Origin of the sequence: Bacteroides sp. CACC 737 (genome assembly GCF_013874375.1) — a bacterium.
In the GTDB taxonomy this organism is placed as follows: Bacteria; Bacteroidota; Bacteroidia; order Bacteroidales; family Bacteroidaceae; genus Bacteroides; species Bacteroides uniformis.
This window is the reverse complement of record NZ_CP059408.1, coordinates 4,197,947-4,212,574: the sequence shown is the minus strand read 5'-3', so window position 1 is coordinate 4,212,574 and position 14,628 is coordinate 4,197,947. Positions and strand designations below refer to the sequence as shown.

Genomic DNA, 14,628 nt, shown 5'->3' with positions numbered 1-14,628 from the left:
TACATGAATATACATGATAGTACAAACTAGTTTTCCTTGTTCTATCCACCTAATTTCAAGAGCAAAGATACGAAGACTGATTAGGGGGAGTAACATCCTTTAACTACTCCCCCGATTTACAAAAGTATATGATATTGTTTGAAAGTATAAAGTAGCCTAAGTTATTGTAACAGATTGCTTATCAGTGTCATATATTACTTTTTAAAATCATGTATATTCATTTCTCAACTTCCTCTATCTCCACCGTATAGCCCTTTGCCAGCCAGTCTCCAAGCGTAGTGGTGATGGCTTGCACAATACCCACAACCATGGCGTGGGGCATATGTTCTTCACGAAAAACCCGTTCCATGAACTCTTTACCGGAAATGGTTCCCTTGGAACAGACACGGGCATGTAGCGACTTCGGTTCCTCGCCTTCGGGGACGGGCGTTTCATAAAGGTCATAATAAGCACTCATAAAATAATTTAAATTAATGGTTTATAGAGAATTGAGGAAAACTTGCAGCAAACTTGGGGAAGAAATGTTCTCGAAATCGGCAGAAGCTGGCAGTAAAGGTACTAATTATTTTTCTTGCCACAAGGATTTTACTTTCTTTCCACTGCCGTATTCTTTTCTTTCCACAGCTGTGGAAAGAAAAGAATACGGCAGTGGAAAGATTAGCATCTAGGATAGAAAAGGATAACTCCCAATGAGTCTGTCCTTAGTTCTTGGCAGGCAAAGAAACAGAAGCCTCCAATATCGGGGAGACAGACTCCCAAACCTGAGCATCAATACTCTGCATTCCTTGCACAGAAGGATGCCCCCATTGTTTATCAATGTCGTGCAAACGAATATTCTCGATGCCATAGTACCGGCAAATTTCATCCATGGAATCAGTTACCTCTTCGGATAATTCAGAATTGGTAATATTATAAATCCTGGCCGCAGGATAGAGCTGCTTGAGAGATGCAAGCAGATAGCAAAAGGCAGGACGGAAGCTATACAAATCGGCTTTCGTCCAGCCATCATATTGGTATGCGCCAATGGGGGCACCTGCCCAGCTGTCATTGGTACCGCCAAAAACAAGGATTATGTCGGGGGTGCCGAGGTTGTGAATACGAGTGATAAAAGAACGGTCGGAGTAATCGGCTTTCTCGTAACCGGTATGACAGACGGTGGAGCCGGAATAGGAATTGTTGCGTTCCAACTGAAAGCCGTGCTCATGGATGAAACGGTACCACCAGGTTTCCTCCACCTTTGTCACATCATTCTCTTTCTTTTCGCCGGGAACTCCATACCAGCAGAGATTGGCGGCAGGAGAGACATGACCGTAAAAAGTGGAATAGGAATCGCCAAGAATAGAAACTTTCTTTTGAGCAAACACCCCTGATATAAGGGGCAGGGAAAAAATAGCCAGAAAAAACAAGGATTTGCAGTTCATAATCAATAGATTTTTATGTCGTATGCCGCAAAGTTATAAAGTTTGTCCCGGTTTGACGGCAGGAGACCGTAGTTTTTTTTGCCATAGCCCGCTTATATGAAAGTTCCTCTACCGCCGGATTTCCACAAAAAAGGAAATGCCGGATTGATAGAGGAGCAAGAGAATGAAGATGAGAAAGAGTATATTTTACTCCCGTCCTCCACCGAGGACTTGATAAAAATTGATGATACCTTGTATTTCATCAAAGCGGTGGGCTACCTGTGTCAGTTGGGCAGAGAGTAGCCCCTGCTGGGCAGTGAGCACTTCCAGATAGGTGGAGGTGCCGTGCCGCATCAGTAACCGGGTGCTGCGGACGGTAGTTTCCAGTGAAGTTATCTGCCTTGTGCAGAGCTCCGTCTTTCCACGGGTTACCTGCACTTGGGTCAGAGCATTGTTCACTTCGCTGCCGACATTAAGCAAAACTTGCTGAAAAGCGAGCCTGGCTTCTTCCTGCTGTGCTTTGGCATCTTGAGCTGTGCCACGTTCAGCCCTTTGTTGAACAAGGGTTGTGTCAGCGAGTCGATGGCAGACAGAAGAAGTTTTCCGGGATTGACAATCATGCTTCCTGCCGAGTTGGTCCAGCCAGCTGTACCGCTCAGGGTGATGGAGGGGTAGAAAGCAGAACGGGCGGCATTTCCCTTACCTGCTGCCGGAGGTCGAGCAGCGAAGCTTCCACCTGGGCGACAGTTGGCTTCGGATTGCGAAACACTCGCCTCGTTCGTCATGCCTGCAGCCATCATGGCTCGCATGGTGCGTGCACTTTCGCGCCAACTGGCGGCTGTTTCTTCGGAAATGCGGTATTGCTCGTCAAGTATCAGCAAGGTAAAGGTTGGCCACATAGCTATCAGCGAAGTGCTGACGGCTTGTTCGTACTCCAAACTTTGAAGGTAGAGCGCTTTGGAGCAGCGCATGGCACTGGTCAAATTAGCCCAAATATCGACTCTCCAACTTGCCGAGGCAATACCGGAATAGGTCCACGAACCTTTGGAATTGTCGAAACTGCTGACGCCACACTGCGGAGTGAGCATAAACGAAGACAGGTACGAAAGTTTGGCCGACATCAGCGTGGCTTCTGCCTCCCTGATGCATTGCTGGGCGGAAAGCAAGTCGGTGTTGCCTTGCAAGATTTGCTCGATGAGCGACTATAATTGCGTGTCCGTAAAAAGCTCGAGCCAGGAAAGGGAGGCGATGGAGACAGTGTCCGATGCCGCAAACAGACTCAGGCTATCCAAACTTTGCCCGTCCAAATCGTGTTCATAAAGTCCATCGGTTGTGATGTCCTCCGGGCGCTGGTATTTGGTATAGATGCCGCAACTGGTCAGTACCAAGCCGGCGACAGCTAATACTGAAAGAGATTGCCGACAAATACCGTTTTCCCGACCAGTTTTTTTTCGGACGATATTTCAAGAAACACACGGGAATGTCACTCAAGGAGTATAGAGCAAAGAGAACTGAAGCATAAGCATACATAAATCCCCCTTATCCTCTACCTCTTTAGTATTTTTTGCGTATATTTGTCAGACACTAATTTAATCAATTCAATGCCATGAGAAAACTTACACACATGCTCCTTGCAGGTACCCTCGTCCTGGCCTGCTCTTCATGCGGGGTAGAAACAACAGCCAACTATCAAGTCATCCCCCTGCCCCAGGAAGTTGCCTTGAGTCAGGAATCTCCCTTCAACCTGAATGCCGGTACCATCATCGCCTACCCCGAAAACAATGAACTTTTGAAACGCAATGCTGAGTTTCTGGCTGAATACATCAGCCAGTCCACCGGCCACACCCTCCAGACAGAAGCCCTTGCCCCGGGGAGCGAAGCGCCCAAAGACGCCATCACATTAGGACTGGATCCGGCTATCCGCAACCGGGAAGGCTATGTGCTGACCGTCAAAGCCGACCGGGTGACCCTAAACGGCCAGACCGAGAACGGAGTGTTCTACGGTATACAAACCCTGCGTAAATCAATCCCTGCCGAAACCAAAGCCACCTCTATCCTATTGCCTGCCGGCAGCATCCAGGATGAACCCCGCTTCAGCTACCGAGGCATGCACCTCGATGTGGGCCGCCACTTCTTCCCCATTGAGTTCATCAAGAAATACATAGATTTACTGGCACTTCACAATATGAATACCTTTCACTGGCACCTCACCGAAGACCAAGGCTGGAGAATAGAAATAAAGAAATATCCCAAGCTGACGGAAATTGGCGCCTGGCGCGACCGTACCGTCATCGGCCGGAATACCGAAGAGTATGACAATACCCGATATGGCGGTTTCTATACGCAGGAACAAGCCAAGGAAATCGTAAAATATGCCGAGGAGCGCTATATCACGGTCATCCCCGAAGTAGACCTGCCCGGACACATGCTTGCCGCACTGGCCGCCTATCCCGAAATGGGATGCACCGGTGGACCGTATGAAGTGTGTCCACGTTGGGGAGTATTCGAAGATGTGCTGTGCATCGGCAACGAAAAGTCCATGCAGTTCCTCGAAGATGTCATGGCCGAAATCATTGATATATTCCCTTCCAAATACATCCACATCGGCGGTGACGAAGCTCCCCGCACCCGTTGGGAAAAGTGTCCCAAATGCCAGGCGCGTATCAGAACCGAAAAATTGAAATCCGACAAGAACCATACAGCCGAAGACCGTCTGCAGAGTTATTGCATGACACGTATCGAAAAGTTCCTCAATAGTAAAGGACGCCGGATTATCGGCTGGGATGAGATTCTGGAAGGCGACGTCGCTCCTAACGCAACTGTTATGTCATGGCGTGGCTCGGCAGGAGGAATCAAAGCGGCCCAACTGGGACACGACGTGATAATGACACCCAACGACTATTGCTACTTTGATTATTACCAAAGTGAGGATACCCGGCACGAACCATTTGCCATCGGAGGCTTTGTCCCATTGGAAAAAGTATACAGTCTGAATCCTACCGCCTCACTGACCGAAGAACAAGCCAAGCACATACTCGGCGCACAAGCCAACCTTTGGACAGAATACATCCCGACCAGCGAGCAGGTAGAGTATATGGTTCTCCCCCGTATGGCCGCCCTTGCCGAAGTACAATGGACACAACAGGAAAAGAAAGATTATACAAACTTCACTACCCGACTGGCCGGACTCATCAGCCTCTACCGGAGAGACGGGCTCAACTACCGGGAACCCTTCCGACAGCAGGCAGACTCCACTGCTACCGAGAAGAAGTAATCAGAACTGGAAATAAATAAACGGCTGTATCTCCGAACTTTTCATCTGAATGACCAGATAGATTACAGCAAGCACCAGTACCGCCTTTCCCAACAAGGGAAGGCGGATTACTGTTTTTGTGCAGGCACGTTCCCAACTGTCGGGCACAAAATGCAGAAAATATCCCAATGCCATCAATGCGAACACTTCCCAATAGCCTGCCACCAACTGCGGGAAGAGTTGCGGACGGAAAGTAGTGAATATCTGCCTCAGCATATCCATTGATGTGGAAAACTCCGCATTACGGAAGAATATCCAGCAGAAACAAACAAAATGGAAAGTAATAAGCACCCCGAAGAACCGGCGAATGCCACGGCTTTCCGCACCTTTCTTATGTCCGGTGAGCGTCATCCAGCACTTGTGGGCTGCAAGCGCAACACCGTGCGTCATCCCCCAAAGGACAAAATTCCACGAAGCTCCATGCCACAAGCCACCCAGGAACATGGTAATGATGAGATTGGCGTACTGGCGGATTTTCCCCTTCCGGTTGCCTCCCAAAGAGATATAAAGATAGTCGCGCAACCAACTGGAAAGCGAGATGTGCCACCGCCTCCAGAACTCCGTAATGGAAGCGGACTTATAGGGAGAATCGAAGTTGATATTGAAATGGAAACCCAGCAACAAGGCAATGCCAATAGCCATATCACTGTAACCGGAGAAGTCGCAATAAATCTGCAAGGCATAGCCATAGACACCCATCAGATTCTCCACCCCCGAATAAAGAGTAGGATTATCAAAGATACGCTCTACGAAGTTGACGCTGATATAGTCCGATATGACCGCTTTCTTGAAGAGTCCACTCACGATGAGGAAGATTCCACGCCCGAACATCTCCCTGGAGACAAACAGTGGACGGCGGATTTGCGGAATGAAATCACGGGCACGTACAATAGGCCCCGCCACCAACTGGGGAAAGAAGGAAACATAAAAAGCATAATCCAATAAACTGCCCAGAGGCGTTATCTGGCGACGATACACATCTATCGTATAGCTCAACGACTGAAAAGTGAAAAAAGAGATGCCCACCGGAAGGAAAATATCCATTGCCGTGAACGTTCCTCCCGTCAGCGAGGCAAAAGTTTCGCCCAGGAAATTGGTGTACTTGAAGTAACACAACAATCCCAAATTGATGAACAGACTCAACACAACCCATGCCTTACGTAGCCAGGGAATAGCCTCGCGTGCCATCAAACGTGCAATGAAAAAGTCACAGACCGTCACCAGTCCAAGCAGGAAAAAATAAGTGCCACTACTTTTATAATAGAAGTAATAGGAAAACAAGGTGACAAACAGCAAACGCGCCGTCGTCCGGCGTTGCAACAACAGATAAACCAATATAAAAGCGACAAACAGCCAGAGGAAAATACCACTGCTGAATATCATCGGGGCTTGCGGGTCATAAGTGAAGACATCGCGCAAACGGTCCAAGTCTATATTCAATCCGGATAAAAATTCTTCAATATTCCACATAATCGTTATAAGCTTTTAACAAGGCCTGGCAGAACAGCTCGCCTTGCAGGCGGTAACCGTCCGGCAAATAATGTACATGGTCCGGACGCATCAATCCGGCTTCCTGCCAGTTGAGGCAGGCACGGTGGGTACCGCCAAGTATTTCGTACATGTCCCATACCGCCAATCCGTTTTCATCGGCATAGCGGCGGATGGTCTGCACGGCAACGGCAGTACGCGGATTAATCTTATAGGTCCGACGACGGCGACGCTGCCGGAAACTCTCGTAAGAGCCCGGAGGAGTGGTCATCAACATCGGTACATTCGGCAGTTTCTCGCGAAGCATGCGTACAAGGTCATCCATCTGGCGATAGTGCAACATTGTATTGTAACGGCGGTTATGGCTTTCGTTCGTCCCGAAGGAAAGAATAAGCAGGTCGGGATGTAGAGCCGCAATATCAGCAATACGGTCCGGACGGGTGAAAGTAGTACAAAATGCACCGTTGATACCTACATCGGTATAAGAGACTGCCCCGAAAGTGTCCTGCATCAACGCACCGGTGGTACGGGGGAAGATATGGCCGCGTATATGGCTGTCGCCCACATGTACGATGCGAAGCGTATCAGCGGAAGCGCCCAGCCGGGACAGACGCAACTTCTCCCAGAAAGGATTAAGAATACCCAGACTGTCGGTAAGTACATTCTCCTTCATTTGCCGGAATGCGGCGGGAAAAGTTATCAAAGGGACAGACACCGTATCCGTACGTTGGGAATAGAGGCAGAGAGTATCACAATCCGCTCCACCGGTATGACACGAAAGGCTGCCTGGCAGTATGTCTTGTGCATGGAGCGGCCGTATCGCCGCAATCAGTACCAGCACCGCGCAGCAAATCATACATCGTAAATCGTACAATCGTAAATCCTCCTTATGGCTCCTCTTCATAGTAGGCCCTCCTTCTGTCATACTGTTCCTTGCCATAAATCAAAGACTCATAAAGTAATCCCGCAAGATGCTTTCCACCACGGAAGTTGATGTGCGTATAATCATAATTGGCCAGTGACGGCTTGGCATGCACCATGTCTGCCATGCTGCCTTCCCCACCCATGGCCTCGAACATGTTCCAGAAAGCGACAGCCTCATCCGCTGCCAGATTCTGCTGATAACGAACCAGATTCTTGATGCCAGGCATGGTACGCAGCTCTCCTTCTTCGGTCTTATAGTCCCTATCGCCCACGCTGACTATGAGGATGGCTGCTTGCGGAAAGGCCTCCTTGAGATGCTGCACCGTTGTCTGCATGCCGGCAATGTACTTGTCGTAATTCCGTCCGCGCTCTGTAGCCACATTCAGTCCGTACTGCAGGATTATCAAATCGTAAGGACGCTGTTCGTTGAACTCGCGCATCATCCACACGGGAACAGAACGGAGGGAGAGGCCGGAGCTGCCACGCAGTGAGAAGTTATCCAGCACAATGCCGGAAGTACCGTCCATGGCAAGGCCATAAAACAAGGTGGAGTCCGCACTTTCCACCGTCCAACGGACAGAACCGATATTTCCCTCTACCGTCATCTCCTGCAAATCATCAATCGGCTCAAAAGTCTCAGTAGTTGCTTCGCCACGATTGACGCGGACAGAAAGGGTGGTTGTGCCACGGTTATAGAAAAAAATACTGGCACGCTGGCAGGTGTCCAGACGGGAGGCATAGTTCTTCTGCCCCCGCAGTTCCACATAAGCACCGGTATTCGGAATAAAGTAATGTCCGGAGACTCCCAGCTTGCTACGGTCAAAGAACACGGAGTCCATGACAGAATGACTCTCCCATCCGCTGAAGGAATGACGCACTGTAGGGCGGAAGCCACTGGTCATGGACGTAATGGTGACAAAACCTACTCCGCAACCGCCATATTTCTGCTGAAGCATCTCGCGTAAATCAGCCGTCAGAATATCCGCTTCGATAAAGGAGTCGCCGAAGTAGGCGATACGAACCGGACGGGGTGCTTTGGCAAGCTCGTCGAGTGCCTGATAGAACCGCGTCATGCCACGCATGGTAGAATCACTATAATCTTCAATGCACGTCATGCCCGCACGGCAGGTGTCCACAAAGGCGGGCTTCACCTTCGGGGGCGGAGGCAGCAGGCTGTCCGGCTCACTCACCGGCTTGGAAGGACGACGCACGTCCCCCAAGATATCCACACGCCTCAGCACACGGCTACCCATCGTAATACTTGGCAACAGATGCATCAGCAACAATGCACCCCATACGATAAACGCCAACAGACCCGTATATTTCAATGAATTCTTTTCCATACCTAATGTGGACGCAAAGATATAGATATAGGTTGAAAAATCTCTCCGGACAAAAAAGAATTATCCCCGAAGAAACAAGATTTTTTCTCTGGGGATAATGGTTATAGACAGAGCAGACCCGATTAAATGGTCTGTTCGATATTCCAAACAAAAGCACGGAGTCCGAGTTGCTCGGTCTCCTTGTCCATCCGATGGAGCGCTTCGAGCAACGGAGCCACCTTAGCCTCATCTATGATAGTGATGATGGCGGAACACATACTGGGCCAGGCATGGCTGCCATAGTGCGGTTCTCCCGTCTTACTGCCACGCCCCTGTACTTGCTGCCAATAGCTGAAGCCGCGGCAGTTGTGGCGATCAAGCAATGCCATGATACGTTCAAAGAACGCTTGGTCGAATGTTATAAATACTGATTTCACGCTATATAATGTTTAGTGATTAATGTTTAATGATTAACGGATAATGATTAATCATTGTTTACGTGGTTTCGTCATCTTCTCCTTATGCAACTGGTAATAATCATTCAGCTCACGGTCTTTCTTAATCTTCTTACGTGTGCGCCGAATACCAACACCTGCAAACGAGCAATAGAGTACAGGGACAAGAATCAATGTCAGAATGGTAGATACCGTCAGACCGCCAATTACGGCAACCCCCAACGGACGCCACATCTCGGCACCTTCACCCTGCCCTACAGCCATCGGCACCATACCGAGGATAGTGGTCAGTGTAGTCATTAATACCGGACGCAAACGGCTGCGACCTGCCGTGACTACAGAGTGAAGCACCGCTTGACCACGTTCGCGGCAAAGCGTGATGTAGTCGATGAGTACGATACCGTTCTTCACCACAATACCAATCAACATGATTCCACCCAAAAGCGACATCACATTCAAATTGGTTCCCGTAAAGAATAATGCCATCAACACACCGCTGAATGCAAATGGAATGGAAAACATGATGATGAACGGATAACTCAAAGACTCAAACTGAGCTGCCATCACAATGAATACGAGAATAACAATCAATACAGCCAGCGTTCCCAAGTCGGAGAATGAATCCTGTTGGTCCTCATACGAACCCGAAATCTGGATAGAAACACCACTTGGTAGGTCCATCTTATCAATTATAGCATTACCATTGGCCACCACATCGCCCAAAGGTGCTCCCGAAATAACCGCAGATACAGTAACAATACGCTCACGGTCTTTACGTTCGATGGTAGGAGGAGCAGAACGCTCGACTACTTTGCCGAGGTCTTTCACGCGGATACCCTCACCGGAAGGCGTATAAATAAGGATGTTCTCCAAATCTTCAATCTTTGTACGGAATTCGGGAGCGTAACGCACACGGATGTCGTACTCGTCACCATCTTCGCGATAATAAGATGCCAAAGCACCATTTACACGATTACGCAGATAGTTGGAGGCAGTAGAAAGATTCAAGCCATGCAATGCCAGCTTCTCACGGTCAAAGTCCACCTGATATTCGGGCTGATAATCCTGACGGCTGATATTCACTTCACTCACACCTTTCACCTGCAACAATTTCTCTTTCAGTTCGGCTGACACTTTGTCCGTCGCGGTGAAGTCGTAACCATAAACCTCAAAGTCGGCACTTGCCTGGGCGCTCATGCCGCCTGTGCTACCGCCCAGAATAACCTGCGCCTTGTCCAATTCGGGATACCCCTTCAAGTCCTCACGCATTTCGTCGCAAACGGTTTCCAGTGTCACGTCACGGTCTCCCGGACTCACCAGACTGATATTGAAACTAATGATATGACTACCGTTGTCCTGCATGGAAGCAAACGTATTGTCAGAGTCCGCCTGCCCCACAGTGTAGTTGCAAACTTTCATCATATCTCCGTAGCGCGTCATCCACTTGTTTGTCAGTTCCGAAGCCAACGCTTCCGCACGTTCCACACGGGCCCCGATGGGCAACTGAAGGTTGATACCGATGCGGCTATTGTCTGCTGCCGGGAAGAACTCGGTACCTATGTACTTGGCACAGAACAGACTTGCCACAAAAAATGCGGCACAGCCTGCCATAACCGTCAGACGATGGCGCACAGCCCAGTTCAACCGGTTCTGGTACCACACGTCAAGACCGTCCAGCGCACGCTGAATCGGCGTATAGAGCGTAAGGAACATCTTACTCTGCTTTTTCTGCAAACGCAGAAGCTGCGCACACATCATCGGAGTGAATGACAAGGCTGAAACTGTGGAAACCGTCATAATCACACACATCATCCATCCCAACTGACGGAATAGCACACCGGACATGCCACTTACCATCGTCAATGGGAAGAATACCGCAATCATAGTCAGCGTAGATGCAATTACGGAGATGGCCACCTCGTTCGTGGCATGTATCGCTGCCTGCTTCGGTTCGGAACCCCGTTCAATATGGGTCGTTACATTCTCGAGTACCACAATGGCGTCGTCCACCACGTTACCAATAGCAATGGAGAGACAAGAGAGCGAGATGATATTCAGTGAACCGCCGTCGATGATACCCAGATAGATGAACGAGGCAACCAATGACATCGGTATGGTGATACAAATAATGACCGTGGCACGCCAACGCCCCAAAAAAACGAACACCACCAAGATAACGAACAGCATAGCGTACATAATGGTTTCCTCCAAGCTGTCTATCGTATTCAGAATGTTTTCGGAAGTATTGACAATGATCCCCAGCTTCACATCGCTCGGCAGTGACTTCTGCAACTGCGGCAACATATCAATTATCTTCTGCGAAATGGCTACAGAATTGGCACCCGATTGTTTCTGCACCACAATCATGGCGCCCTGCACACCGTTGCTATACGTCTTCTGTGCACGTTCCTCCACAGAGTCCACAACTTTTGCCACATCGCGCAGATAGACGGAAGCACCGTTATGCGTACCTACCACGATGTTCTCCATCTCTTTGGGATCCTTGAACTCACCTTCCACACGCAGCGAATAGGTATTGTTACCCACATCGAACGTACCGCCCGGCGTATTCCGGTTTTCGGCACTGATAATAGAGCTGATAGTTTCTACTGAGAGGCTGTAGGCATCCAATTTATTGGGGTCGCAATATACATTGACCTCACGTTTGGGGGCACCCGAAATAGACACCGTACCCACACCTGGCACACGCGCCAAGGGATTCGCCACGTTGTCATCCAATATTTTATAAAGAGCCGGCTGGCTCTCCTCTGCCTGCACGGAGAGCAGCAGGATAGGAATCATATCCGTACTGAACTTGAAGATGATGGGAGTTTCGACCTCATCGGGCAGCATGGAGCTCACCATGTCCAGTTTATCACGCACGTCGTTCGTCAGCACGTCTATGTCATATCCATACTCAAACTCCAGCGTAATCACGGAAATATTCTCCGACGAACGGGAAGTGATATGCTTCAGATTACTGACCGAGTTCAGCACGTTTTCCAACGGACGAGTCACGTTGTTCTCAATGTCCGAGGCACTGGCACCCTGATAGGTAGTCATCACCATAATGGTGTTGGTCTCGATATCCGGATAAAGGTCTACCGGCAATTTCGACAGAGAGAACAGACCAAATATAGCCACTGCCAGGAAGCAGAGCGAGGTCATAATCGGTTTCTTAACCGCTCCTTCGTATAAACTCATAAGATTAATTCTTTAATTTGTCAATGTGCTAATATGCTAATTGGCTGCGCAATGTAGCTACATCGGCACATTAGCATATTATCACATTACCATATTATTTTTCTACCTCAACTTCCACACCATCGGCTAATTTAGACTGCCCGGCAATAACAACTTGAGAGTTATTGTCTACACCGGAAATCAACTCATACTCCGTATCCATACGACGGCCAAGTTCTACCTTATTATAAGACACCTTGCCGTCCTTGTAGACATAGACATAGCGGTCGCCTGAACCGGCACGCTTCACAATGGCCAGGTCGGGAACGACCACGTGGTCCCGTATTCCGAAATTCAGCGTGGCACGGGCAAACATTCCCGGACGTACACGCTGGTCACGGTTAACAAGCTGTATCTCTACCGGGAAAGTACGGGTAGCCGGGTTGATGGTAGGATAAACAAGGCTGATTTTGCCTTCGAACTCCTCGTCACCATAGACATCCACTTTCACAGATACGGGAGCGCCCTTCTTCACTTTGGTAAAGTAGCCTTCGGATACGTTGATGTATAGTTTTACCGGAGTGATTTGCTCCACTACCAGTACCGGCTCTCCACCGCCATACATATCTCCGTTATCGTAATTACGTGCCGTCACCACTCCATTAATGGGACTGAGCAACGAGGTGTTCTCCAAGAGATTCTTATAGGAAGTCTCACGGATGTCGAGATTCATCTTGGCGGCATCCCACTCCGACTTGGAGGCACCACCTACCTTATACAACTCATCAATACGCTTGAACTCTATCTGCTGGTTGTCCAGCTGATATTTTATCTGCTTCAGATTGGCAGCATCCATGCTGACCAGCTTCTGGCCTTTCGACACGCGGTCGCCCACCTCCACAAAAATGCGGTCTATACGCACCGGAGAAGAGGGAGCAATATTGTTTTTCACTTCGGCTTCCACCGTAGCGGTGTATTCCTGAATCTGTTCTACGGGACGGGACGACACCTCGGCCAGTTTTACCTTCGGTTTCTCGTCCACCTTCTCAGCAGCAGCTTTATCACTACCTCCGCTACATGCCCCCAGCATGGCAACCACCAGCAGGACCATCCATTGAAAACCTTTTTTCATATCGTTGTTTTTATTTCTATTCTTCATTCTTAGTTCTTCATTCTTCGTTCCCTGCAATATAATCCTTTCCCAGGACTTGGTCAAGGTCAGCCTTCGCAACCAGATAATCATAGATAGACTGATTGTAAGTCAGTTCAGCCTCCGTAAGCTGCACTTGCGAAGTGTTCAGCTCCAACACTGTACCTTTGCCTACCTCATAGCGTTTACCGGCAATCTGCACAGCTTTCTGTGCCTGCATCACATTCTCGCGGTTGCTGACAACCTGCTCTGAACTGGCAGCCATATTGTTCTGATAGCTGGTAATCTGCATGTTCAGCTTGCGCTCTGTGTCCAGACGGTTCTGCTCCAACTGACGTATCTGAATACGGTTGGACTTGAGCTTGGTGAAATTGCTTGCCTTATACAAAGGAATACTCAGCGTAAACATCAGTGCGGAACTTCCGCTCCAATTATAATCGAGGATGTTCCAGTCCTCGTTGTAGAGTGACTGGTATTGGTAAGAATAATTCATACCCAAAGTAGGCATGAAGTTGGTACGGAGTGACTTGATGTTCTGATTGAGCATCTTCCGGTTCAAGTCCAACTGCTTCATCGTCGTATTATTGTTCAGATTAGCAGCGGGCTGATTCAGTTCATTGGCAAACAGCTCCGTCTCATAGTTGCCGAGATTGTCGGCAATCTCTATATCCACATCGGCCGTTACTCCCATCAGTACCTTCAACTGCAACTTGGACAACGTCACGGCATTACCCGCCGAAATCACATTCGGCTTAATGCTGCGCATCTGCACCTCGGCACTGATTTTATCGAACTCACTGACGGCACCCTGCTGATACTTGGCATTGACAATGTTGTAGTTGTCTTCTGCCAGCTTATAGCTCTTCTGCAACACATCGTAGGAGTCTTGCGTCAGCATCAGCTGATAGTAACCCTTAGTTACCTGGTTCACCAAGTCCAGCTTAGAAGCCCGTGACTTTTCCACAGCCAGTTCAATGTCTGTCTTCGTCATCGACATGGCCTTATATACGCTAGGGGCGAATATGGGCAAACTGATATTCAGCACCCCGCTTACCGTATTCGAATTGTCCATACCCATCTTGAACGACTGTCCGCCAAGATTCATCTGTGCCGCACTGATGGTATGATTCCACGTACCGTCAATGCTTGCCTGCGGAAGCAAGTTCTGCCAGGTTTCCTTGTGAGTCACTTTCTTCAAAGCAATTTCTTCCTCCGCCACCTTTATGGTAGGATTGTCGCTTAAAGCAATCTCCAAGGCACGGTCAAGGGTCAGGGTCAGGGTATCCTTTGTCTCTTGTGCGCGCACATAGCCGTCGGCATACAGCACAGCAACTGCCAACAGTAGTGCTCTGCCTACCCAAAATCTCTGCATCTTCATAAATCAAAAATAGAT

General features: G+C 49.0%; 11 protein-coding genes and 2 pseudogenes. 2 read left to right on the top strand and 11 right to left on the bottom strand.

Annotation, left to right across the window (positions count from 1 at the left end):
• Positions 1-217: 217 nt before the first annotated feature.
• The 4 genes and pseudogenes from H1A11_RS17475 to H1A11_RS19795 form a co-directional block, all read right to left on the bottom strand.
• Positions 218-457: a hypothetical protein gene (locus H1A11_RS17475; RefSeq protein WP_255461473.1), complete on the bottom strand. Its 240-nt coding sequence runs from the start codon at positions 455-457 to the stop codon at positions 218-220.
• A gap of 244 nt (positions 458-701) precedes the next feature.
• On the bottom strand, positions 702-1,421 hold the full coding sequence (locus H1A11_RS17470) for an SGNH/GDSL hydrolase family protein (protein WP_174646435.1): 720 nt from the start codon (positions 1,419-1,421) through the stop codon (positions 702-704).
• A gap of 186 nt (positions 1,422-1,607) precedes the next feature.
• Positions 1,608-2,575 (bottom strand): annotated as a pseudogene (locus H1A11_RS17465) (TolC family protein); the annotation flags it as partial.
• Between the two features lie 27 nt (positions 2,576-2,602).
• Entirely contained in the window at positions 2,603-2,788 is a 186-nt protein-coding gene (locus H1A11_RS19795; protein WP_370293083.1) for a hypothetical protein, read from the bottom strand.
• Positions 2,789-2,805: 17 nt separating this feature from the next.
• Here H1A11_RS19795 and H1A11_RS19310 point away from each other — a divergent pair.
• Positions 2,806-2,922: pseudogene (locus tag H1A11_RS19310) on the top strand (AraC family transcriptional regulator); the annotation flags it as partial.
• Between the two features lie 84 nt (positions 2,923-3,006).
• Complete coding sequence (locus H1A11_RS17460; RefSeq protein ID WP_181757505.1) at positions 3,007-4,674, top strand: beta-N-acetylhexosaminidase; 1,668 nt, start codon at positions 3,007-3,009, stop codon at positions 4,672-4,674.
• Here the strand turns inward: H1A11_RS17460 and H1A11_RS17455 are convergent, their stop codons facing one another.
• The 7 genes from H1A11_RS17455 to H1A11_RS17425 all read right to left on the bottom strand — a co-directional run bounded on the left by H1A11_RS17455 (position 4,675) and on the right by H1A11_RS17425 (position 14,613).
• Positions 4,675-6,183, bottom strand: coding sequence for an MBOAT family protein (locus H1A11_RS17455; protein ID WP_117601036.1), 1,509 nt, complete (start codon positions 6,181-6,183; stop codon positions 4,675-4,677).
• Positions 6,170-7,105, bottom strand: coding sequence for an SGNH/GDSL hydrolase family protein (locus H1A11_RS17450; RefSeq protein WP_237935436.1), 936 nt, complete (start codon positions 7,103-7,105; stop codon positions 6,170-6,172). Before H1A11_RS17450 ends, H1A11_RS17455 begins: the two co-directional genes overlap by 14 nt.
• A complete protein-coding gene (locus H1A11_RS17445) occupies positions 7,089-8,468 on the bottom strand; it encodes an SGNH/GDSL hydrolase family protein (protein WP_174646438.1) in 1,380 nt (459 codons plus the stop codon). The genes H1A11_RS17450 and H1A11_RS17445 overlap by 17 nt, the downstream gene beginning before the upstream one ends.
• Before the next feature lie 122 nt (positions 8,469-8,590).
• Positions 8,591-8,884: a PG0541 family transporter-associated protein gene (locus tag H1A11_RS17440; protein ID WP_005825638.1), complete on the bottom strand. Its 294-nt coding sequence runs from the start codon at positions 8,882-8,884 to the stop codon at positions 8,591-8,593.
• 51 nt (positions 8,885-8,935) lie between these two features.
• Positions 8,936-12,106 (bottom strand): efflux RND transporter permease subunit, encoded by a 3,171-nt coding sequence (locus H1A11_RS17435; RefSeq protein WP_119961931.1) that lies wholly within the window; start codon positions 12,104-12,106, stop codon positions 8,936-8,938.
• A 94-nt stretch (positions 12,107-12,200) separates the two neighbouring features.
• Positions 12,201-13,217 carry an efflux RND transporter periplasmic adaptor subunit gene (locus tag H1A11_RS17430; RefSeq protein ID WP_131225728.1) on the bottom strand — a complete coding sequence of 339 codons (1,017 nt, stop codon included), beginning with the start codon at positions 13,215-13,217 and terminating at the stop codon, positions 12,201-12,203.
• 37 nt (positions 13,218-13,254) lie between these two features.
• On the bottom strand, positions 13,255-14,613 hold the full coding sequence (locus H1A11_RS17425; RefSeq protein ID WP_181757504.1) for a TolC family protein: 1,359 nt from the start codon (positions 14,611-14,613) through the stop codon (positions 13,255-13,257).
• Between the last annotated feature and the right edge of the window lie 15 nt (positions 14,614-14,628).